Annotated in this window: 23 protein-coding genes; 5 read left to right on the forward strand and 18 right to left on the reverse strand. The window is 69.2% G+C overall.

Annotation, left to right across the window (positions count from 1 at the left end):
- Positions 1 to 4: 4 nt before the first annotated feature.
- From ACWPXK_RS20215 to ACWPXK_RS20235, 5 genes are read right to left on the reverse strand one after another with little or no spacing between them, the layout of a single operon-like run.
- Positions 5 to 853 (reverse strand): SAM-dependent methyltransferase, encoded by an 849-nt coding sequence (locus tag ACWPXK_RS20215; RefSeq protein WP_454197710.1) that lies wholly within the window; start codon positions 851 to 853, stop codon positions 5 to 7.
- The gene (locus tag ACWPXK_RS20220) at positions 850 to 1,116 is read right to left on the reverse strand and encodes an acyl carrier protein (protein WP_454197711.1); all 267 of its coding nucleotides are present in this window, start codon (positions 1,114 to 1,116) and stop codon (positions 850 to 852) included. The genes ACWPXK_RS20215 and ACWPXK_RS20220 overlap by 4 nt, the downstream gene beginning before the upstream one ends.
- Positions 1,113 to 1,682, reverse strand: coding sequence for a PaaI family thioesterase (locus ACWPXK_RS20225; RefSeq protein WP_454197712.1), 570 nt, complete (start codon positions 1,680 to 1,682; stop codon positions 1,113 to 1,115). The genes ACWPXK_RS20220 and ACWPXK_RS20225 overlap by 4 nt, the downstream gene beginning before the upstream one ends.
- Before the next feature lie 4 nt (positions 1,683 to 1,686).
- The gene (locus tag ACWPXK_RS20230; RefSeq protein WP_454197713.1) at positions 1,687 to 2,475 is read right to left on the reverse strand and encodes a ferritin-like domain-containing protein; all 789 of its coding nucleotides are present in this window, start codon (positions 2,473 to 2,475) and stop codon (positions 1,687 to 1,689) included.
- A 24-nt stretch (positions 2,476 to 2,499) separates the two neighbouring features.
- On the reverse strand, positions 2,500 to 4,158 hold the full coding sequence (locus ACWPXK_RS20235) for a fatty acyl-AMP ligase (protein WP_454197714.1): 1,659 nt from the start codon (positions 4,156 to 4,158) through the stop codon (positions 2,500 to 2,502).
- Positions 4,159 to 4,400: 242 nt separating this feature from the next.
- On the opposite strand from ACWPXK_RS20235, the gene ACWPXK_RS20240 reads away from it, so the two are divergent.
- The 4 genes from ACWPXK_RS20240 (at position 4,401) to ACWPXK_RS20255 (ending at position 9,737) form a co-directional block, all read left to right on the forward strand.
- Positions 4,401 to 5,639 carry a cytochrome P450 gene (locus ACWPXK_RS20240; protein WP_454197715.1) on the forward strand — a complete coding sequence of 413 codons (1,239 nt, stop codon included), beginning with the start codon at positions 4,401 to 4,403 and terminating at the stop codon, positions 5,637 to 5,639.
- Between the two features lie 139 nt (positions 5,640 to 5,778).
- Positions 5,779 to 7,002 carry a cytochrome P450 gene (locus ACWPXK_RS20245; RefSeq protein WP_454197716.1) on the forward strand — a complete coding sequence of 408 codons (1,224 nt, stop codon included), beginning with the start codon at positions 5,779 to 5,781 and terminating at the stop codon, positions 7,000 to 7,002.
- Complete coding sequence (locus tag ACWPXK_RS20250; protein WP_454197717.1) at positions 6,999 to 8,408, forward strand: FAD-dependent oxidoreductase; 1,410 nt, start codon at positions 6,999 to 7,001, stop codon at positions 8,406 to 8,408. Before ACWPXK_RS20245 ends, ACWPXK_RS20250 begins: the two co-directional genes overlap by 4 nt.
- A 60-nt stretch (positions 8,409 to 8,468) precedes the next feature.
- Positions 8,469 to 9,737, forward strand: a complete 1,269-nt coding sequence (locus ACWPXK_RS20255) for a cytochrome P450 (RefSeq protein WP_454197718.1) — start codon at positions 8,469 to 8,471, stop codon at positions 9,735 to 9,737.
- A 119-nt stretch (positions 9,738 to 9,856) separates the two neighbouring features.
- Here ACWPXK_RS20255 and ACWPXK_RS20260 read toward each other — a convergent pair whose 3' ends face one another.
- The 4 genes from ACWPXK_RS20260 to ACWPXK_RS20275 form a co-directional block, all read right to left on the reverse strand.
- Positions 9,857 to 10,267, reverse strand: a complete 411-nt coding sequence (locus ACWPXK_RS20260; RefSeq protein ID WP_454197719.1) for an RNHCP domain-containing protein — start codon at positions 10,265 to 10,267, stop codon at positions 9,857 to 9,859.
- A gap of 10 nt (positions 10,268 to 10,277) precedes the next feature.
- Positions 10,278 to 10,661, reverse strand: a complete 384-nt coding sequence (locus tag ACWPXK_RS20265; RefSeq protein ID WP_454197720.1) for an RNHCP domain-containing protein — start codon at positions 10,659 to 10,661, stop codon at positions 10,278 to 10,280.
- A gap of 245 nt (positions 10,662 to 10,906) precedes the next feature.
- Positions 10,907 to 11,470, reverse strand: coding sequence for a TetR/AcrR family transcriptional regulator (locus tag ACWPXK_RS20270; RefSeq protein WP_454197721.1), 564 nt, complete (start codon positions 11,468 to 11,470; stop codon positions 10,907 to 10,909).
- 28 nt (positions 11,471 to 11,498) lie between these two features.
- Positions 11,499 to 12,005 (reverse strand): OmpA family protein, encoded by a 507-nt coding sequence (locus ACWPXK_RS20275; RefSeq protein ID WP_454197722.1) that lies wholly within the window; start codon positions 12,003 to 12,005, stop codon positions 11,499 to 11,501.
- Between the two features lie 332 nt (positions 12,006 to 12,337).
- On the opposite strand from ACWPXK_RS20275, the gene ACWPXK_RS20280 reads away from it, so the two are divergent.
- The gene (locus ACWPXK_RS20280; protein WP_454197723.1) at positions 12,338 to 12,913 is read left to right on the forward strand and encodes a potassium channel family protein; all 576 of its coding nucleotides are present in this window, start codon (positions 12,338 to 12,340) and stop codon (positions 12,911 to 12,913) included.
- A gap of 40 nt (positions 12,914 to 12,953) precedes the next feature.
- Here the strand turns inward: ACWPXK_RS20280 and ACWPXK_RS20285 are convergent, their stop codons facing one another.
- The 9 genes from ACWPXK_RS20285 to ACWPXK_RS20325 all read right to left on the reverse strand — a co-directional run bounded on the left by ACWPXK_RS20285 (position 12,954) and on the right by ACWPXK_RS20325 (position 20,361).
- Positions 12,954 to 13,352, reverse strand: coding sequence for an NUDIX hydrolase (locus ACWPXK_RS20285; protein WP_454197724.1), 399 nt, complete (start codon positions 13,350 to 13,352; stop codon positions 12,954 to 12,956).
- Positions 13,353 to 13,407: 55 nt separating this feature from the next.
- Positions 13,408 to 14,175, reverse strand: coding sequence for a glucose 1-dehydrogenase (locus tag ACWPXK_RS20290; RefSeq protein ID WP_454197725.1), 768 nt, complete (start codon positions 14,173 to 14,175; stop codon positions 13,408 to 13,410).
- Between the two features lie 75 nt (positions 14,176 to 14,250).
- A complete protein-coding gene (locus ACWPXK_RS20295; RefSeq protein WP_454197726.1) occupies positions 14,251 to 15,105 on the reverse strand; it encodes a helix-turn-helix transcriptional regulator in 855 nt (284 codons plus the stop codon).
- Positions 15,106 to 15,132: 27 nt separating this feature from the next.
- Entirely contained in the window at positions 15,133 to 16,368 is a 1,236-nt protein-coding gene (locus ACWPXK_RS20300) for a cytochrome P450 family protein (RefSeq protein WP_454197727.1), read from the reverse strand.
- Positions 16,365 to 17,642, reverse strand: coding sequence for a cytochrome P450 (locus ACWPXK_RS20305; RefSeq protein WP_454197728.1), 1,278 nt, complete (start codon positions 17,640 to 17,642; stop codon positions 16,365 to 16,367). Before ACWPXK_RS20305 ends, ACWPXK_RS20300 begins: the two co-directional genes overlap by 4 nt.
- Entirely contained in the window at positions 17,639 to 18,277 is a 639-nt protein-coding gene (locus ACWPXK_RS20310; RefSeq protein ID WP_454197729.1) for a GTP-binding protein, read from the reverse strand. Before ACWPXK_RS20310 ends, ACWPXK_RS20305 begins: the two co-directional genes overlap by 4 nt.
- Entirely contained in the window at positions 18,258 to 18,623 is a 366-nt protein-coding gene (locus ACWPXK_RS20315; RefSeq protein WP_454197730.1) for a DUF742 domain-containing protein, read from the reverse strand. The genes ACWPXK_RS20310 and ACWPXK_RS20315 overlap by 20 nt, the downstream gene beginning before the upstream one ends.
- On the reverse strand, positions 18,620 to 19,036 hold the full coding sequence (locus tag ACWPXK_RS20320) for a roadblock/LC7 domain-containing protein (protein ID WP_195130172.1): 417 nt from the start codon (positions 19,034 to 19,036) through the stop codon (positions 18,620 to 18,622). Before ACWPXK_RS20320 ends, ACWPXK_RS20315 begins: the two co-directional genes overlap by 4 nt.
- A complete protein-coding gene (locus tag ACWPXK_RS20325) occupies positions 19,033 to 20,361 on the reverse strand; it encodes a sensor histidine kinase (RefSeq protein ID WP_454197731.1) in 1,329 nt (442 codons plus the stop codon). Before ACWPXK_RS20325 ends, ACWPXK_RS20320 begins: the two co-directional genes overlap by 4 nt.
- Positions 20,362 to 20,386: the final 25 nt, after the last annotated feature.

A 20,386-nucleotide genomic window follows, 5' to 3' on the forward strand; every position in this document is an offset into this window, starting at 1 on the left:
GAGGTCAGCGGGCGTTACGGCAGGTCAGCGCGTAATGCTTGGTCGTGTAACCCCATCCGGCGTTCGCGATCTCCAGGTAGTGCCGCAGCTTCGCGGCCATGCCGGGGCCGTGCGCGTCGATGCGCTCGGCGGCGGCGTCGACGTTCGCGATCCAGTCATCGATGGTGCGGCGGTAGTGGTCGGTGAGATCGTCCACCGCGATGATCGAGAACCCGGCATCCTCGGCGGCGGTCACCAGGTCCGACAGCGGACGCAGGTCACCCCATCCGAAGATGTCCTCGCGGACGAATTCGGTGCCGTCCTTGGTGTCGAACGCCGTGCGCGCCGCCGCGTTGCGGAAGCAGCTCTCCGATACGTACAGCGTGCCGCCGCGGCGCAACACCGCGCGGGCGCGACGGAAGATCGCGCCGAGATCGGGCATGTGCACGATCGAGCCGAGCAGCGTCACGGCGTCGAAACTCCGCGGCGGCAGCTCGATCCGCTCGAAATGGCCGACGCGGGTGTGCACCCGATCCGCGACGCCGCGGGCGCGCGCCTGCTCGGCGATGTACTCGTGCTGGCGCGGCGCCGGGCTGATACCCGTTGTCTCGCAACCATATTCCGTCGCCATGAACAAGATCAGCGATCCCCAGCCGCAGCCGACGTCCAGCAGCCGTTCGCCGCCGGTCAGGCCGAGCCGGTCGGCCACGAACCGCAGCTTGCGCCGCTGCGCCTGCTCGAGGGTGTCGGTGTCGGACGCGTAGAGCGCGGAGCTGTATTTGCGCAGCGGGTCGAGGAACTGGCCGAAGATGTCCGGGTCGAGGTCGTAGTGCTGGTTGGTGTCGGCGGTGACGGGCTGGTCGGTGACGGTCACGCCGCCGCCTCGTGCAGCGCCTTGCCGACCACCGTGGCGACGTCGTCCAGCGTGGACAGGCCGAAGACGTCCTGGTCGTCGAGCTCGATGTCGTAGGTGCGCTCGATCTTGGCGACCATGCGCAGTACGCGCACCGAGTCGACGCCCGCCATGCCGCGCAGGTCCGCGTCGGGGCGCAGCTCGGCCTCCGGAATGCCGGTCTCGGCGACGGCGATGGCGGTGACGGTGCGCAGGATGTCGTCGGCGGTGTGGGTGCTGGTCATGACGGGACTCCGTTCGGTGTGCGGGCGGTGCCGCTGGACAGGGCGTGGGAGAGCGCGGCGACCTCGTCGTCGCCGAGGGTGAGCTGGTGGCGCACGTCGTCGAGCGCGAACGGCTGGTAGGCCGCGGTGGAGCTGGCGCAGACGAGATCGCCGGTGTCGCGGATCTCAGCCGAAGCGCGGATCGGGCCGTCTTCCTCGGTGTCGGACAGCGTTGCGACGCAGCGGTATTCGCGGCCGATGAGCAGTGGCGTGAGGAACCTGGTCCGCTGCGAGACGGTGAACGCGGGGTGGTGGCGAGCCAGGACGATCAGGTTCCCCATCACCTCGTCGCAGATCACGCCGATCAGGCCGCCGTGCACGACGCCCGGGTAGGACTCGAACTCGCGACCGAGCCGGAACCGTGCCTGCAGGCCGTCCGGGTGCAGGGTGAAACGCAGGCGCAGGCCGGTCGCGTTGTGCGGCGAGCAGCCGAAGCAGTGGTAGTCCGGGATCACCGACCAGGGCACCCGGACGGTGTCCACCCGGCCGTGCATGCTGTCCTCGCCGGGCGTGCTGTGGCGTTCCATGGCGCTAGGCGATCGCGTCGGCCAGGGCGCGGCGGACCTTGGCGTTGCTGGACAGGTCCAGCCCGGTCATGTTGCCGAAGGTGCGACGGACCTTGTCGTGCAATACGTTCAGCTCGCCCTCCGCGGCGACCTGCTCGAGGAACAGGTCGAACCCGGTATCGATGGTCTCGTGGTCGCCCAGCTCGCTGATCCCGGCCTTGAAGGTGCTGACCGGGTGCTTGATCTTGGCCTCGGAGCTGTACACGTACAGGGTCTCCAGCACCGAGGGCAGCTCTTCGGGACGCTGCCGCAGCCGCTCGGTGGCGTAGTGGATGAACTCGCGCGCGTGGCCCGCCTCGTCGCGACTGGCGTCGAGCAGCAAGCCTTTCAGCACCGGTTCCTCGACCCAGCTCGCGACCGCGCGGTAGATGTGGTTGACGGTGAGCTCGGAGATGATGTTGGTGGCCAGCGTCGCCGAGGGCGTGGTGCCGGGCGCGTACGGCTCGCGCATCGAGTCCACGGCCTTGTCGTCCACACCCTCGCCGAGGGCGCCGAGCCAGGCACGGAACGCGTAGTGGTGCTGCACTTCCTGGTAGCCCCAGACCACCGCGAAGGTGGAGAAGTCGTAGTCGTCGAGGAATTCGTTCAGGAATCCGTGCACCGCGGCGATCACGTTGGACTCACCCATCGTCGCGCTCTTGGCCAGCGTGATGTACTCGGGACGGACCAGGGACTTGTCGATGGCGTCGAGATCGAGGTCGGCCAGCTTCCAATGCAGGCGCTCGTAGTGGCGGAAGACGTCATAGCTGTGCACGAGAGGACTCCAGTTCGGTCGGTGTTACCGGCGGTGCGTGATGAGGTCGCGGGCGGCGAGCCGCTGGAGCTTGCCGCTGCTGGTTCGGGGGATGCTGCGGGGCGCGACGAGATGGACCTCGACCGCGGCCAGGCCGAGTTCGGCGGAGATCCTGGCGCGGATCGCCTCCGCCAAGGCGTCGGCTTCGGCTCCGGTGCGCTCGGATTCGGCGATCAGCGTGATCACGTCCGCGCCGTCCGGGTCGATCGCCGCCGTGCACCGGCCCTTGTACACGCCGTCGAGGCCGCGCACGGAGGCTTCGACGTCCTGCGCGTAGTAGTTCACGCCGCGGACGGTGATCATGTCCTTGCACCGGCCGGTGACGAAAAGCTCCCCGTCACGCAGATATCCGAGGTCGCCGGTGCGCAGCCAGCCGCCGGTGAACAGCCCGGCGACCCGCGACGGGTCGGCGGTGAGGTATCCGCCGGTGACCGCGTCGCCCTGGATGAGGATCTCGCCGACCGCGCCGTCGGGCAGGTCGTGGTCGCCGTCGGGCGCGACGACACGCAGGCGCAGTCGCTGCACCGGCGCGCCCACGCCCGCGATCGCCCGCGCGCCCGGCGTCTCCGGCGAAACGGGTCGTGCCAGAGCGTTGTCGGACAACTCGGCGCGATCGACCCACTCGAAGACGGGTTCCCGTCCGAGCGGGGGAAAGGTGACCGCCAAGGTGGCTTCGGCCATGCCGTAGACGCCGAACATCGTCGTCGGCCGGAATCCCGCGGGCGCGAAACGCTCGCAGAACGCGAGCACGACGCCCCGGGATATCGGTTCCGACCCGTTGAACGCGATCCGCCAGCGGCTCAGGTCGTAATCGCGTACCCGCTCCGGCGGGACGGCCGCCAGCAGCGACTCGTAGCCGAAGTTGGGCATCGCGGTGATCGTCGTGCCGCTGGCAGAGAATTCGGCCAGCCAGCGTGCCGGATCCTTGATGAACGCGATCGGCGACCACACATGCGCCGGAATACCCCGCAGGATCGCCGAGAGCGTGCCGAACAGGCCCATGTCATGGAACAGCGGCAGCCAGAAGCCGCCCTGATCGTCCGGGCTCAGCTGGATGCCGGTACGGATCGACGCGAGACCGCTGAGCACGTTGTGGTGGGTCAGGCGGACGCCTTTGGGTGTCGCGGTGCTGCCGGAGGTGAACTGCACGATGGCCGAGTCGTCGGGCCCGAGTACGGGAAGGGGAATACCCGACGCCTCTTCGGACTCCGAAAGCATTGTGGTGTCGATGAATTCGACGTCCATCGCCTCGTGCAGCGCGGTGGCGATATCGGCGAAGCGATGCGACACCAGCACGGTGCGCATGCCCGCTGCCGCGGTGATGGCCGCCAGTTTCCGTGGATAGCCGCTGGTCGCCCGCGCGCCCGTGGGCAGCGGCAGGGGAGTGGCCGCGCCACCCGCCGCGGCGACGCCGAACAGGCAGGTGAGGAACTCGGGCGCGTTCGGACCGAGGATGCCCACCGGTTCCCCGCGCCGCACACCCCGCCGTACCAGAGCCGCGGCGGCAACCTCGGACCGCCGATGCAACTCGGCGTAGTCCACGGTCTCCGACACCGACCAGAACGTGGCCGCCACCGCGGGATGGGCGGCGGCGATCTCGGCGAGGCGGCCGTGCAGGGTTTCGGCCGATTCCGCGGAATTCATGTCCGCCACCACAACAGCGAATTGTGACAATGCCTTGAACTCGTTGTGAATTAACGTCTGCGATAAAGAATGCCGATCAGCCGATCACACCGGCGGATAAAGTATTTCGACTATGGGCCGATAGGAACGGGCAATCGCCGCCGCGCCACGCGTCCGCGGCCCACCACCATGGACGACGGAATTTCTTTCCGGTCCCGGCTGCGGAATTCCGTGTCGCATCCATTTCTACTCAGGAGTTTCCGGTGAGTTCCGACCATTCCGCGGTCGAGGAATTGACCTCGGTTCAGCTGGCGGTCGTCGAGAGTGTCGCTCCGCATATGCGGCACAACCCGTACGGCAGTTACGAGGTGTTGCGGGCGGCGGGGCCGTTCGTGCCGGGTCCGCACGATACCCACTTGGTCACCCGCCATCACGAGGCGCAAGCGATCATGCAGGACCCGCGCTGGAGCCACGCCGAGGAACCGGACCTGCTGCACGGCGACAGTGATGTCGAGCTGCCCGGGTCGTTCCTCTGGATGGAGCCGCCGGAGCACACCCGGCTGCGCGGACTGGTGAGCAAGGCGTTCACCGCACGCACCGTCAGCGGCATGCGGGAACGTGCCGAGCAGCTGGTCGACGACCTGATGGCGAAAGTGCTCGCCGACCGCGACGTCGATCTGCTGGAGGCACTGGCCTACCCGCTGCCGCTGACCATGGTGTGCGAACTGCTCGGCGTGCCCGCTGAGGCGCACGAGCACGTCCGGCAGATCTCCACCAGCATCGCGCGCGGCCTCGACCCCGATGTGCTGCTGTCGCAAGAGGAGTTGGCCGCGCGCACCGACGCCGTGCGCGCCTTCCTCGAGTTCTTCGGCGACCTGGTCGAGCAGCGCCGCCGCGCCCCGCGCGCGGACCTGATCACCGCGCTGGTGCAGGCCGACGACGCGGGCGCGCGCCTGACCCGCACCGAATTGCTCGGCACGCTGCTGATCCTCGTCGTCGCGGGACACGAGACCACGGTCAACCTGATCGGCAACGGCGTACTCGCGCTCATCCGCAATCCGGAACAGTTCGAACGGCTGCGCGGCTTCCCGGAATTGTCCGAACCCGCCGTCGACGAAGTGCTGCGCTACGACGCCCCGGTACACCTGACCACGCGCACCGCGCATGACGAGATCACCATCTCCGGACGCACTTTCGCGCCGGGCGAGGCGGTGATCGTGTTGCTCGCCTCCGCCAACCGCGACCCGGCGGCCTTTCCACGCGCCGGCGAATTCGATATCGCGCGATACGCGCGAGGACGAAAAGCCGAGCGGCACTTGTCCTTCGGACTCGGCCTGCACTACTGCCTCGGCGCGCCGCTGGCCCGGCTGGAGATGCGGGTGGTGCTGCGGGCGATCGCCGATCGGGTGGCGTCCATGACCCTGCTCGAGGAACCGCCGTACCGGCCGAATGTGGTCGTGCGCGGCATGTCGCGACTTCGTGTCCGGATGGAGGCGCGATGAGGGGCGGCGGCCCGGCCGCCGTGTCCCGCCGGCCGGGCGTGGGTGTCCGGCACCGCACAGCAGCCGCGATGAGGAACCAGTGCGGAGCGCATGATCGCGCCCACCGGGTGCGGGCGTCCAGAAAGCAACAGGAGTCCCGATGAACACCGTTACGCCTACCGATGTGACCTTCGATGCTTTCGATCCGAGTGAGCGCGCCGACCCGTATCCGGCGTACCGGCGCGTGCGGGACGCCGCGGCGCTGTTCCCGTACGCCTTCGGCGACGTGCCGGTCACCTTGGTCACCCGCTACGAGGAGTGCGCCGCGATCCTGACCGGCGCCGACTGGGGCCACGGCTACGCGGCGGGCATCAGCCCGTTCCGGGACACCACGGCCGCGATCCCCGGTTCGTTCGTCCGGATGGATCCGCCCGAGCACGGCCGCTACCGCAAGCTGGTCGCGAAGGCCTTCACGCCCCGACTGATGGCCGAGATGGTTCCGGTGGCGGGACAGGTCGTTCGGGAGATCATCGACACCGCCCTCGAGCGCGGCGAACTGGATGTGCTCAACGATTTGGCCGTCCCGCTGGCGGTGGCGATGGTCCCGGTCCGGCTGCTCGGTGCCGACCCGGCCGACGGCGCGAAGTTCCGGGAGTGGCAGCTGGCCATCGCGCGCGGCAGCGACCCGGATTCGCTGCTCGGCCCGGAGGACGTGGCCGCGCGCGGCGCGGCGGCGATGGAGTGCATGGGCTACTTCGCCGGTTTGGTCCAGCGGAAGAAGGCGAATCCGACCCCCGATCTGCTGAGCGCTCTGGTCGCGGCGAGCGCGGACGGCGACCAGCTCACCGAGCCGGAAGTGATCGGCATGGCACTGCTCACCCTGGTCGCGGGCATGGAGACCTCGATCAACCTGATCGGCAACGGCATGCTCGCGGTGCTGCGCAACCCGGATCAGCTCGCGCGGCTGCGGGACAACCCGGAACTGATCGCCCCCGCGCTCGACGAGATGCTGCGCTACGACGCGCCCACCCAGTTCACCATCCGCGTCGCCCTGGCCGACACCACGGTCGGCGAGCACCAGTTCCGCCGCGGCGACGGCGTCGTGGTGCTCACGGCGTCGGCCAGCAGGGACGAGCGGGTCTACCCGGACGCGGATACCTTCGACGTCACCCGCTATGCCGGAAATCGCCCGGCCCGAAAGCATCTCGGCTTCAGCCTGGGCGTCCACTACTGCGTGGGCGCGCCGCTGGCACGGATCGAGGCGGGGGTCGCGGTCGGCGCGCTGCTGGCGCGGGCCCCGAAGCTGACCCTGGCGGCCGACGCGATCGAATACCGGCCCAGCCTGATCCACCGCGGCATCCTGTCGCTGCCGGTGTCCCTGTGAACGAGACGCGGCACGCGGTCGTCATCGGCGCGGGCATCGCCGGGCTGCTGGCGGCCCGGGTGCTGGCGGAACACTTCGCGCGGGTGACCGTGGTGGAACGCGACGGGTTCGATGTCGAGGGCATGCGCAAAGGCGTGCCGCAGGCGCGGCATCTGCATGGGCTGCTCGACCGTGGCCGGACCATCATCGAGGAACTCTTCCCTGGGTTCACCGCCGAGATGGCGGCCCGCGGCGCGACCATCGCCGAGGCGCTGGTCGACACCCGGTGGTATGTGGGCGGCCTGCGAGCCGCGCCGACCTCGACCGGGCTGACATCCGTGATCGCGACCAGGCCGCTGCTGGAATCTGTGCTGCGCGAACGTACTTCGGCGCTGCCGCGGGTCCGACTGCTGAGCGGGACAGCGCGCGGATTGATCGGTGACGCGCGCCAGGTGCGCGCGGTCGCGATATCCGGCGAATCGGGTGACGAGACATACGCCACGGACCTGGTCGTCGACACTTCCGGGCGCGGTTCGCGGGCTTCGGTCTGGCTCACCGCGCTCGGCGCTCAACCGCCGGACGAGCAGCGGATCGAGGTGGATCTGGGCTACGCCTCACGGTTCTACCGGCGCACCGAAGGACAGCTGGACGGTCAGTCCTCGGTGATCATCTCCACCGGGACCGATGGACGCGGCGGCGGCGCGATCCGGGTGGAGGGCGATCGCTGGCACGTCACCCTCGCCGGGATCCTGGGCGATCATCCGCCTACCGATCCGGACGGTTTCGCGCGCTTCGCCGCCTCGCTCGCCGCGCCGGATATCCACGACATCGTCCGCAGCTCCGAACCGCTCGGCGACGCGGTGCCGCACCGCTTCCGCTCGCCGGTGCGCAGGCGCTACCCACGCCGGGCGGCGGTGCCGGACGGATTCCTGATGTTCGGTGACGCACTGTGCAGCTTCAACCCGCTCTACGCCCAGGGTATGGCGGTCGCTGCCCAGCAGGCGATCGCGCTGCGCGACTGCCTGTGCACGGGCGGGAGCGGACCGGGTCTGCCCGCGCGGTTCTACGCGGCGGCGGACAAGGTGCTCGACGTCGCGTGGCAACTGTCGGCTGGAGCCGATCTCGCGCATCCTGGCGTGGCCGGACCGCGCACCGTACGGACCCGGCTCGGCAACGCCTACGTCGCCCGCGTTCATCGCGCCGCGCACGTCGACCCGCGGGTGGCGCGAACGTTCCTGCGGGTGGCGAACCTGGTCGAACCGCCCGCGGCACTGCTGCACCCGCTGCTGGCGGGCCGGGTCCTGCTGCGCGGCGGCGCGTCCGCGGATACGCCGCGGGGCATCCCCCCGTCCGGTCCCGGACCTGTTCCGGAGCCGGGTCCGTCATCGCCGCCGCGCCCGCGCTCCCGCATCCACTCCGATCACTGACGCATTCCGAACGACCGGCAGCACCGTCCAGCGTCGGTGCTCCGCACAGGAGGGACCACCATGGACTCGTCGACCGCGGGTACGGCTGTCGCGGAACAGGATTCCGCCATTCAGACAGCCCTGACCCAGCTCTTCGGCCCCGAAGGCCGGCCCGATCCGTACACACCCGCCCGGGTGCTGCGCGAGGCGGGCAGACTGCACCGGACGCCACTCGGCCATTACCTGCTCACCCGCTACGACGACTGCGCCGCCGTGCTGTCGACCACCGCATGGAGTCATGCGGAGGAAGCGGCCATGATGCATCCGACGGTGTCGCCGGAGGACGCGCCCGAGGAACTGCCCACCTCGTTCCTCTGGATGGAGCCGCCGGACCACACCCGGCTGCGCAACCTGGTGACCAAGGGCTTCACTCCGCGCATGGTGACCAGGTTGCGTCCGCGCATCACCGAGCTCACCGAGCAACTGGTCGACCAGGCCTTGGCGGCAGGCGAATTCGACCTCGTCGAGATGATCGCCTACCCGCTGCCGCTGATCATCGCCTGCGAGCTGATCGGCGTGCCGCCGGACGCCTATGACCAGTTGCACCGCTGGTCGCAGGATCTGGCCCGCGGCTTCGACCACGATTACACGTTGCCCGAGGAAGCGCTGAAGGCGCGCAGTGCGGCCTCGCGCGGCTTCATGGGGTACTTCCGCGAGTTGCTGAACGAACGCCGCCGCGACCCGAAGGACGACCTGCTCAGCGCGCTGTCGCAGGTCGAGGATCGCGGTGACGTCCTCACCGAGCAGGAGTTGCTGGCCACCTGCATCACCACGTTCGTGGCCGGGCACGAGACGACCGCCAATCTGATCGGCACCGGCATGCTCCAGCTGATGCGCAACCCCGGCGAGATCGACGCCCTGCGCAAACGCCCGGAGCTGACCGCTTCGGCGCCCGACGAACTCTTGCGCCTCGAGCCGTCGGTGCAGATCACCACGCGCGCGGCGACCCGCCCGATCACGCTGGCCGGACACGATTTCGAACCGGGCGAAGGCGTGGTGGTGCTGATCAATTCGGCCAACCGCGACGACGCCGCGTACGTCGATCCCGATCGCATCGACGTCGCCCGCTACGCCGACCCGATGAACCCGGCCAAGAAGCATCTCGGCTTCAGCCTCGGCATCCACTACTGCCTCGGCGCACCGCTCGCGCTGCTGGAGATGGAAGTGCTGCTCGAGGTGTTGCTGCGGAAGGTCCGCGACATCGAATTGCTTTCGGACACACCGCCGTACAAGCCGAACGTGGTGATCCGCGGCTTGGCGGCGTTGCCGACCCGTTTCGCCGCCGAATAACCGGCACCCCTGGACGGACCCCGGTTTGTAGTCCTGCACCGAGCGGAGGCGAGCAGCCGACTTGGTCGGTTCTCCGTCCGGGCCGAGAAGTCCTCGGCCCGGACGGTTGCACCGATCGGTCACAACGACAGCAGTACCCGGCGGCCGATCCGCGGATCCGCCAGCGGGCGCAACGCGATCCGCATCAGCGTCACCGCGTTGTCGTCGCCGGCGATGCGGTTCGCCCGGACGCAGCCGCAGGCCAGGCACTGGTGAACCAGCAGCCATTCGCCGTCGTCCCTGGCCGACATGCTCACCGCGGCCATCCGGCCGCGGCAGGACTCGGCGCGGTCGCCCGGCACGCGCCGGTCGACGTGCTTGCTGGCCAGGCAGTGCGGACAGTGATTGCGGTGCGCGGTGCCCGGTGCGACGACCGGGACTTCCCTGCGGCACTCGACGCAGCGGAACATGTCGCCGGATTCGCCTCCGCGCCCGTGCAATACGTGCTTGGGGCGCTGCGGGCGACGTGCCTCGGGTTTCCTTCGTGGCATCGCGCGCCCCCTACAGATCGCCGAACACTTCGAGCGGGAACGGCGGCTCGGCCAGCGGGCGCACGGCCATGCGCATCAGCATCAGCTGATTGTCGTCGCCACACACGGGGTGCAGCGCGAGCTCCTGACAGCGGGTGCACCGGTGCACCACGGCCCATTCGCCGGTGCGCAGCACGGCGATCGAGAGCGGAGCCATGCGGGCACCGCAGTCGGACGCGCCGCCCTCGACGTGGTCGTGGGTGTGCCGCGAACTCAGGCAGCTCGGGCAGTGGTTGCGCCAGCTGTCGTCCGGCGCGAGCGTCGCGACGACGAGTCCGCAGCGGATGCAGGTGAAGGTATCGGTCCGCAGCGACGGGCTGGGACCGCGATGAGACGAAGAGGTGTTGCTCGACACCCGGATCACTCCTAACTGAGCAGTGTTGCGATGCAGCAGGAGAAGACCGAGCGCGCCTCGATAAGCGCTTGCGGCGTCGGCTGGTTCAGGCGTGGCCGGACAGGTCGTTCGGATCCACACGGTGAGGCGCGCTCGGCGCTCGCCGGGACATAAACCACTCCTTCGCACGTCGGCAAACCCTCGCGCTGGCGAGGTCGCGCAACCGTACCGCCACCCGCCGCGGCGCCACCACCGAATTTCCGTGGCTACCTGTCCGGGAGGTCGAGGAGAAAACTCCCGGCGCGTGCGACGACCTCCTCGCGGGTGCGGCCGTCGTGATCGGCCGCGAGGAAGTGTTTGCCGATGGCCAGGCAGAAGGCGAGCATGCTGAGGGCTTCGACCTCGTCCGGGTCCGAGCAGTAGCTGCCGAACAGCGCGCGCAAGTAGTCCATGCGCCGGTTGTCGACGCGGCGCAGCCGCTCGGCGACTCGGGGGTCGCGCCGGGCCCAATCACGGACGGCGAGGTCGATCGGGCGCAGCCGGTCGTCGGAAAAGGTGAGCAAACCCGCACGCCGGATCTTCGCGCGCGCGTCGCCGCCCTCGCGTTCCACGCGGGTGATCACGTCGTCGGTGGTCTCGCGTTCCCAGGTGTCGAGCATCTCGGCCAGCAGCGCGTTCCGGTCGGCGAAGTGCCCGTAGAAACCGCCTTTGGTGACCCCGAGCGCCGCCGCCAGGCTCTCGATCCGCACGGCCTCCGGGCCGCCTGCCGCCAGCGCCGCGAGGCCCTGTTCGATCCAGCTGCTGCGTGGTGTGCGTGTGGCGGCGACCATGTCCTCAGTATGGCCGACGCTGTCGCACCTATTCGGCGACCACCTTGATCTGCGCCTCGTCGACCTCGACGTCCTGCGCGGTCGGGTTGGCCTCGGCATTCACTTTCATGCGCGCCTTGTCGATGCCCTCGGACTCGAGTTCGGCCGCGATGTTGTCGCCCCTGGCCTCGGCCAAGGCTTTGGCCGTCGCGGAGTTCGCATCCTGGGCGTAGGTGGTGATCTCTATCTTGGCCTCATTGCCCTTCAACGGGACCGCGACCAGTTTGATGGTGGCGACGTCTCCCGCGCTGAGATCCGAACTGCCGCTGTCGAAGTTGATCGGCGCGGCGGCCAGCGCCGTGTTGATCGCGTCCTGGATGGCTTGTTGCGCGGCATTCAGGATCGGGGAGGTGGTCGCGGCGATACCGGTGCGCGTATCGGGCGTGTGTTCGCGTGTCGGTGTCGATTCCGTGTCGTTGTCCCCTCCGCATGCCGCGGTCATGAGCAGTACGACCGCCGTTGCGGCAATTCCGGTGACGCTTTTCCTGGATATCATCGGCCTACTCCTGTAGTCGGTGGAGAATCCCGTTTTGCGTCATTCAGTGCGATGCCTGGAAATCTTCGGCACTCGTCGCACCCTGTGGCGGGTCCGCGCGTATCGATCGACGGTGCCGGTGCACCGATCCTCGCATATGTGCGTCATCCGGACTGTCGTTTCGAGGTCGCTCGATATCCGGAACACCGTCAGCGCGGACTTCGGCACCGGAATGAATATAAGTCGAGGTGGCGGCCGGAATGACGGCGTAGCGTCGCAACAGGCATGCTTCTCGTGATCCTGTGGACGACCGGCTCCGAGCGGGCCGGACGTCGATGCGGAGGGGATTCTCGATGTCGACAGCGAACGGTTCGCACAGCGGATCGGCCGGAGACCGGCGGTGGGTGCTCCGCCGAGCGCTGCTGCCGCCGATCGTCACCATCACCGCCTTGCTGCTGGCGTATTTCTCGCTACCCTTCACCCGCATCAGCGGCATGCACACACTGGTACTTCTGCTGATCGGTCTGGCCGCGGTGGGCGTGGTGGCCGCCTGGCAGATCCGGCAGGTGCTGCGTGCGCGCGACCCTGTCGCGCAGGCGTTGCAGGCGCTGACGGCGACGTTCGGCTTCTATCTCGTCGGCTACGCGACGGTCTACGTCGTGCTCTCCCATGCCGCGCCCGGCGACTTCAGCGAGCCGCTGACGCGGATCGACGCACTCTATTTCTGCGTAACGGTCTTCACCACAGTCGGATTCGGCGACATCGTGGCCACGTCGGAGACCTCCCGGGCTGTCGTGCTCACCCAGATGATCGGCAATCTGGTCCTGATCGGCTTGGTGATCCGGCTGCTGGTTCATTCGGTCCGAATTCGCCGGGAGCAGCTGCACCGATCCGGCCCATTCGCGACCGGCAACAGCGAGGGGAGGTGAAGCACGGGCCGAACACGTGCGGCGCGGGGATACGGGTGGGTTACCAGTCGACCGCGCCGAGTTCGTGCAGCTTGCGGAAGACCATCATCGAGCCGGGGGCGACGTGGTCCATGGCGGCGTACTCGCGCACGGTGAAGTAGCGCAGCTCGGCGATCTCGCTGGTCGGTCGCGGTTCGGCGTCGAGTTCGGCGGTGAAACAGGTCATGTGCAGCCGGGTACCGGGGGAGTGCCCGTACGCCTCGGCCTGGAATACCCCGAGCTCGGCGTAGGAGACGACGCCAACGCCGAGTTCCTCGCGCACCTCACGATGCAAGGCCGCCTCGGGCGTCTCTCCGGGATCGATCTTGCCGCCGGCCATGTAGAAGACGTCCTTGCCGACCGAGCGCGCCTGCAGCAGGCGGCGATCCCGGATGTGGGCCAGCGCCGCGGTGCGAATCACCGGCCCACTGTACTGAGCGGCCCGAACCGGGCGTCAACCGGATTTCGCGCGGCGGCTAGATCATCTGGCGGGAGATGGCGGCGACCAGTCCGCCGTCGATGATCAGGTCCTGCCCGTTGACGTAGGACGCCTCATCGGACGCGAGGAAGGCGACCGCGTCGGCGACATCCTCAGCGGTGCCGAGCCGCCCGCCGGCCACCTCGGCGATAACCGCGGTGTGCGCTTCCGGACTCACGTTGTCGTGGAACATGGGGGTCTCGATATAGCCGGGGCTCACGGAATTGACGCGAATTCCCTTGGGTGCCAGTTCGGCGGCGAGGGTGTGGGCCAGGTTGTGCACGGCCGCTTTGGTCGCCGCGTACAGGGAGGCGCCGGGCAGACCGCGGTGCAGCGTCCACGACGCGTTGATGACGATCGCCGCGTGTTCGGACAGCAGCGGCAGGGTCTTCTGGATGGTGAAGAACACGCCTTTGAAATTGATGTCGACGACACGGTCGAATTCGTCCTCGGTGATCTCGCCGTGCGGCTGGAACGAGGCGACGCCCGCGTTGGCGAACACCACGTCCAGCCGTCCGTGCCGGTCGCGGATGGCGGCGGCGAGCGCGTCGAGATCGGTGACACGCCCCGCGTCGCCCGGTATCGCCACCACGCGGTCTTCGCCGAGCTGCTCGACCGCGGCCTCCAGCCGGGTCTTGTCCCGGCCGGTGATGATCACCTGTGCGCCCTCGGCGAGCAACCGTCGTGCGGTGGCCAGACCCATGCCGCTCGAGCCGCCGGTGATGAGCGCGATCTTGCCGTCGAATCGGGAAATGCTGTGCGTCATGGGAATCAGCGTGCCGAAGGGCGCGCTGGGCGAACAGTGTGCAGTTGACCTAGGTGTGGCACCACCTGGCCGCGGTCACGCCGGGGCCGCGAGCCGGATGCGCATCAGCCCTTCCACCCGGTCCGCGGTCTCGGTGCCGGGCTGCGGGTTGTACAGCACCAGGCACCAGTCCGGATGGTCCGCCACCGCAAGGGTGGTCGTGTCGAAGAACAGGTCACCCGCGTCCGGATGGCGCACCGCCTTCACGGCCAGGACCGGGGCGTTCACCTCGTGGCGGGCCCACAGCCGAGCGAACTCGGGGCTGGCGGCGGTGAGTTCGTCGATCACCGTGCCCAACCGCGGGTCGCCGGGACAGTGCGCCGCGTCGGCGCGAAACGCGGCGACCACCGCGGGCGCGATCGCGTTCCACTGCGTGTGCATGCCGCGATATCTGGCATTGGTGAAGAACGAGACCAGGCAATTGTGGTCGGCGTCGTCGAGCCCGAAAACCGTGCGCGCCGTGTCGTTGATCGCGAGCAGATTCCAGTAACGGTCGCGCAGCACCGCGGGCCGCGATCCCCACGCGTCGAGCAGCTGGCGTAGCTGCGGGCTGACTTCGGCGTCGCCCGCCGGGCCGGGTTGCGGCGGGTTGAGACCGGCGAGCAGATACAGGTGTGCCCGCTCCGGCTCGGTCAGCCGTAGTGCCGCTGCGATCGCGTCGAGCACCTCGGTCGAGACGGTGATGTCGCGACCCTGCTCGAGCCAGGTGTACCAGGACACGCCGATTCCGGCGATCATCGCGACTTCCTCGCGCCGCAGACCGGGCGTCTGCCGCCGCCCCACCGCCGCCAGACCGATGTCCTGGGGCGTCAGGCGGGCTCGACGGGTACGGAGAAAGTCGCGGAGCTCGGCGCGCCGGTGCAGCGCTGCCGTAGAGGATTCCCTGGCCATACGCACGGTAACAACCGGGCGCTGGGATCAGTTCCCGAGCTGCACCGGGAACGCTTCGAGGTCGTTCTGCGTGAGCACCGGGAGGTTGCGGATTTCCTCGATCGGCACCGCCGAGCGCAGGTCGGGGAAGCGAGCGAACAAGGCGGGCAGGGCGATCCCCGCTTCCAGGCGGGCCAGCGCCGCACCGGGGCAGATATGCGGGCCGTGGCCGAAAGCCATGTGCCGGTTGGCCGTTGGGCGGGTGATGTCGAAGTTGTCGGCATCCGTGCCGTGCACGGCGGTATCGCGCCCGATCGCACGGTAGGACATCACCACTCCCTCGCCTTGCTCGATCACGATGTCGCCGACGGTGATGTCCTCGGTGGCGAAACGCATCAGCAGATGTGTTACCGGGCTGTCCCAGCGCAGTGTTTCCTCCACCGCGGCGTCCCACGCGAACTCGCCGCCGTGGATGGCGCGCAACTGGTCGGGGCGGCCCAGCAGGGCGCGCACGGCATTGAGGATGAGGCCGATCGTGGTTTCGTGCCCGGCGGCGACGAGCGCCTTCAGGTTGCCAACCACTTCTTCCTCGGTCAGCGGTCCAGCGTCAACGCTGCCGACGATGAATGCGCTGGTCAGGTCGTCGGTCGGGGCGGCGGTCTTGGTGCGAACCAGGTCGGTGAAATACGCGTCCAGCTCGTCGATCACGCGCAGCCGCTCGTCCTGCGGTGTCAGCAGTGAGAAGAACGCTTTGTACCAGGCGAGCAGCATCGGATGGTCGGCGCGATCCACACCCATCAGCTCGCTGATCACCCGCATCGGCAGCGGGTAGGCGAACACCGTCTTCAGATCGACCACCGCCCCGTCCCGCCCGGCCTGCTCGAGATCGTCCAGCAGCTCGGCGGTCATCCGTTCGATGGTCGGGCGCAGCGCGTCCAGACGACGTTTGGTGAGCGCCTGCGTGGTCTTGATCCGGAGCCTGCGGTGCTCGGCGCCGTCCACGGTGAACATCGAACGACCTGCGTCGATCATGCCGATCAGCGGCCACTGCCTGGTCACCGCGCCGGACCGCCACAGCGACCAGGCGTTGATGTCCTTGACCAGCCTGGTGTCCACGAGCAGCTGCCTGGCCAGCGTGTGGCGGGTCACCGTCCAGGCCGGCACGCCGAGCAGATCGATCCGGGTGAGCGGACCCGCGGCGCACAGGCGGTCGGTCTCCCCGGCGAGGTCGCCGACCATGGGATCGATGGCGAGGATCGTTGCGTGCGGGCATTCTCGAGTCACGGGGTACCTCCGACGGCGCGAACGGGTGTGAAGCGGACAGGCAGGGACGTCATTCCGCGCAGGAAGGCCGACGGTCGCCGGACCAGGTTCTGGGCGGGCACCGCCAGGTCGAGGTCGGGCAGCCGGTCGAGCAGGACCTCGATACCGGTGCGCGCGATGACCTCGGCGATCTGCTGGGCGGGGAAAGGACAGCGGTATTCGCCGTAGCTGAAGGCGAAGTGCGCGCTGTTGCCCGCGTGGGCCGGCTCGGCGCCGTCGGAGGCGTGTTGGCGCACGTGCGGGTCGGCGTTGGCGGCGGCCAGGCCGAGCAACAGCATGTCCCCGGACCGGATGAGCTTGTCGCCGAGCCGGGTGTCGCGCGCGGCCCAGCGCCCGGCGAGGATCTGCGTCGGCGTGTCCTCCCACAGCACTTCGTTCATCGCCTGCCCCACGCTGTGCCGCCCGCCGCCCAGCGCCGCGGCGAACCGATCGTCGGTGAGCATCAGCCGTACCGAGTTGCCGATCCAGTCGGCGGTGGGCAGATGGCCCGCGGCGGTGATCGCCATCAGGTCGAGGACGTATTCCTGATCGGTGAACGGGCCGGGATGCGCCAGCATTCGGGAGACCAGATCGGGGCCGCGCTCGGCCTTCTTGGCCGCGAGCAGGCGCTGCATGCGCTCGGCGAATTGCTGATGCGCGGCCTGGGCCTCGGCCCCGCCGTCGGCGAGCGTCTTCATCGTCCACGCCAGCCGCGGCCCGTCTTCGTCCGGGAAGCCGAGGATTCGTGCCAGCGACAGCACCGGCAGCGGCTCGGCGAAATCGGCGACCAGCTCCGCTTCGCCCCGGCCGCAGAACGTGTCGATCAGACGGTCGGCCAATTCCTCGCAGGTACGCCGCAGTTCGAAAGTGTCGACCGTTTCCAGGGCCGGTTCCACCATGGCCAGGTGTCTACGGTGCTCCGTGCCCGCGGTGAAGTAGATCGACGGCATCGGTTGTCCGACCATCGGGAGCAGCGGCCAGTCCGCGGAGATGTTCGGCCACTGGTTCCACAAGCCGACGTCGCGCGGAAACAGCTCCGGATCGCTGGTCACCTGGTGTAATTCGCGATAACCGATGACCAGCCAGGCGGGTACGCCACCGGGTAACTCGACAGCGACAACCGGGCCGTGCTCGCGGCGCATCTCGTGATAGAGCTGGTGCGGGTCGGTGTGGAAACGCGGACCGCTCAACGCGACCGCGGCGGGGTCGGCGTGCACGGGGCAGCCGCGGGCGGAACTCGGTGCTGGCGTAGTCATGACGCGGCCTCCGGAGTCGGGAGCAGGGTGTGCCGCGGCGTCGGGGCGAGGGAGGAGAGGTGCTCGACGAGGGTGATGAGGACTCCCTTGCCGGACGCGCGGGATCTGGCGTCGCAGTCGGTGAGCGGCACGTGCGGGTCCAGATCGAGGGCGTCACGGACCTGGTCCGGACGATGCCCGCCGCCGAAGTCGTTGCAGGCGACGATGAACGGCGTCCGTTGGTGTTCCAGCCGGTCGATGGCGTACCAGCAGTCGGCGATCCGGCGCGGGTCGACCAGGACGATCGCGCCGAGCGCGCCGGCGAACAGGCGATCCCAGAGAAACCGGAACCGTTCCTGTCCCGGTGCGCCGAACAGGTACAGCACGTGCTCGCTGTCGATGGTGATCCGCCCGAAGTCGAAGGCGACGGTCGTCGTCGATTTGCCCGGCGCGCCGCTCGGGTCGTCGACGCCGAGGCCCTCGTCGGTCATGATCGCCTCGGTGTCGAGGGGACGGATTTCGCTGACCGCCCGGACCATCGTGGTTTTGCCGACGCCGAAGCCGCCGACGATGACGACCTTCAGGCCCTGCCTGGTCGCGCGGTGCAGGGGCGCGTCGGCGCGGGCGGGGCGCGGATCAGAGTTTGCGGAGTCCAACGAGCACCTTCTCGAGGGTGGTGGGGTCCGGTAGGGAGTGCCATGGCGCGCCGGGAAGGCCGGTCCGCGGTGGACGCACGGTGATCTTGCCCGCGTGCAGCAGGTCGGAGAGCAGGATCGTCGCGATGCCGACCGGAATACGCAGTTCCGCGGCGATTTCCACGACAGCGGTCGGAGCGTGGCACATGTCCAGGATCGCCACGTGCTCGGACTGCATGCCCGGTGTCGGATCGCACTCGCTCACCACCAGGGTGACCAGATCGAAGGTGTCCACGTCCGGTTTGCTGCGTCCGCCGGTCAGGGTGTACAGCCGATCGGGGTCGTCGTCCCGGCCTGGCCTTGTCACGACACGCTCGCTCCCCGGAAGCGCGGCGCGGCCGCCAGATGCTCGCCGAGCTGCTCCACCAGCTCGCGCATGTTGTGCCCGACCAGCCCGGCGTCGGCGTCCTCCGCGGCGACGACCGCGATGTGGGCGCCAAGCCCGGCCTCGACGATGAACAGGATGCCGCCGTAGAACTCGGTCATCGATTGGCGCACGCCGGCGCGGCCGTCGCCGAACTCCACCGACGCGCCGTGCGAGAGACTTTGGATGCCGGCGGCGATGGCGGCGAGCTGGTCGGCTTGGTCCACAGTGAGTTCGGGCGTGTGGCAGATCTTCAACCCGTCGCTCGACAGCAGCAGGGCGTGCCTGGTGCGCGGTGTGCGGGTCAGCAGCTGTTCCAGTAGCCAGCTCAGTTGGGCGGACTCGGAGGTTGTCATCGTTCGTTCTCCACGGCGGCGGAAGGGGCGGGGGAAGGGGTTGCGGCGCCGTCGGTCCGCTTGGTCACCGCCCGCTGGAACGCACCGAGTGAGTCGGGCCGCGACGCGGGAGGCGTCGGCGCGGCGGGCTCCGGCGCGGACAATCCGTCGGGGTGAACGGCGGCCAGGGTGCTGCCGCGGCGTCGCTTGGGAAGCGCGGGGACGGTGACGGCGGAGGGGGGTTCGGCGGCGGATATGTGCGAGGTACCGGTGGGCGTGTGCGCGGGCTCGTTGGGCGGCCGCGGTGGCTGCGCGGTGGTGTGGGCGAACTCCCGAGTGACGGGTAGCGTACCGGTGATGGTGGACGGCTGGGGCCGTTCCACCCGGATGGTGAGTTCCCGCGGGACCACCACGACCACCGCCGTGCCGCCGATGGCGGAAGGACGGTAGGACACGGTGAGGCCGTGCTTGCGCGCGAGATTGCCCACCACCGCGAGGCCGAGCCTGGTTCCGGTGAGCGAGGACAGGTCGACCCCGGAACCGGGTCCGGCGCCGCCCCGGCCCGTCGTCGATACGGCTGCCTCGGCGCGGCGCAGCGCCGATTCGCTCATGACCAACCCGCTGTCTTCGATCGTGATCACGACGCCCGCGGGGACCTCGGCGGCATAGACGTGTACCTCGGTTGTGGGCGGGGAGAAGTTGCACGCGTTGTCGAGCAGCTCCGCCAGTGCGTGCATGACGCCCTCGGCGGCGTGGCCGGAAACCGCGATATCGGCGACGGCACGCAATCGGACGCGCTGATAGCCCGCGACGCGACCCATCGCGCCGCGCAGAATCGATTCCATCGCAATCGGTTTGGCCCACCTGCGTCCGGATCGCGCGCCGCTGAGCACGGCGATGCTGTCGGCCAGCCGCCCCGCCTGGGCGGTGCGGTGATCGAGCTGCAGCAGGTCGGCGAGCACGGCGGGATCACCGTGCCGGTGCTCCATCTCGCGTAGTTCCGCGAGCATGCTGGTGGTCATCGCCTGCATGCGGCCGGCCGCTCCCGCGAAAGCCGCCATCGCCGCGGCGCGACGGCTGTCGCTGCGCTTCGACCGTGCGGCGTGCTCGGCCGCGGCGTCGTTCGCGGCGGTGGTCCTGGCGTCGGCGTCGGCGGCGGCGAGCGCGCTGTCCTTCCGGGCCTGGGCGGCATCCCGCCAGGAGCGGACGGCTTCCTGCCGGAAATGGACCGCCGCGGTGACGGCGGCGCACAGGATGATCGCCGCGGCGACGGCGCCTGCCGCCAGCGATACCCGGAATTCGGCGGGTGCGTAGTACACCGCCGCCGCGACGACGGCCGCGCTCACGATTACGCAGGACGTGAATGTCGCG

It is taken from the genome of Nocardia sp. Marseille-Q1738, assembly GCF_965283145.1.

Excerpts from the sequence above, each read along its gene's own strand:
- ACWPXK_RS20220 (WP_454197711.1), bottom strand. The coding sequence starts at position 1,116 with ATGACCAGCACCCACACCGCCGACGACATCCTGCGCACCGTCACCGCC.
- ACWPXK_RS20225 (WP_454197712.1), bottom strand. The coding sequence starts at position 1,682 with ATGGAACGCCACAGCACGCCCGGCGAGGACAGCATGCACGGCCGGGTG.
- ACWPXK_RS20235 (WP_454197714.1), bottom strand. The coding sequence starts at position 4,158 with ATGAATTCCGCGGAATCGGCCGAAACCCTGCACGGCCGCCTCGCCGAG.
- ACWPXK_RS20245 (WP_454197716.1), top strand. The coding sequence starts at position 5,779 with ATGAACACCGTTACGCCTACCGATGTGACCTTCGATGCTTTCGATCCG.
- ACWPXK_RS20255 (WP_454197718.1), top strand. The coding sequence starts at position 8,469 with ATGGACTCGTCGACCGCGGGTACGGCTGTCGCGGAACAGGATTCCGCC.
- ACWPXK_RS20260 (WP_454197719.1), bottom strand. The coding sequence starts at position 10,267 with ATGCCACGAAGGAAACCCGAGGCACGTCGCCCGCAGCGCCCCAAGCAC.
- ACWPXK_RS20270 (WP_454197721.1), bottom strand. The coding sequence starts at position 11,470 with ATGGTCGCCGCCACACGCACACCACGCAGCAGCTGGATCGAACAGGGC.
- ACWPXK_RS20275 (WP_454197722.1), bottom strand. The coding sequence starts at position 12,005 with ATGATATCCAGGAAAAGCGTCACCGGAATTGCCGCAACGGCGGTCGTA.
- ACWPXK_RS20280 (WP_454197723.1), top strand. The coding sequence starts at position 12,338 with ATGTCGACAGCGAACGGTTCGCACAGCGGATCGGCCGGAGACCGGCGG.
- ACWPXK_RS20290 (WP_454197725.1), bottom strand. The coding sequence starts at position 14,175 with ATGACGCACAGCATTTCCCGATTCGACGGCAAGATCGCGCTCATCACC.
- ACWPXK_RS20295 (WP_454197726.1), bottom strand. The coding sequence starts at position 15,105 with ATGGCCAGGGAATCCTCTACGGCAGCGCTGCACCGGCGCGCCGAGCTC.
- ACWPXK_RS20305 (WP_454197728.1), bottom strand. The coding sequence starts at position 17,642 with ATGACTACGCCAGCACCGAGTTCCGCCCGCGGCTGCCCCGTGCACGCC.
- ACWPXK_RS20320 (WP_195130172.1), bottom strand. The coding sequence starts at position 19,036 with ATGACAACCTCCGAGTCCGCCCAACTGAGCTGGCTACTGGAACAGCTG.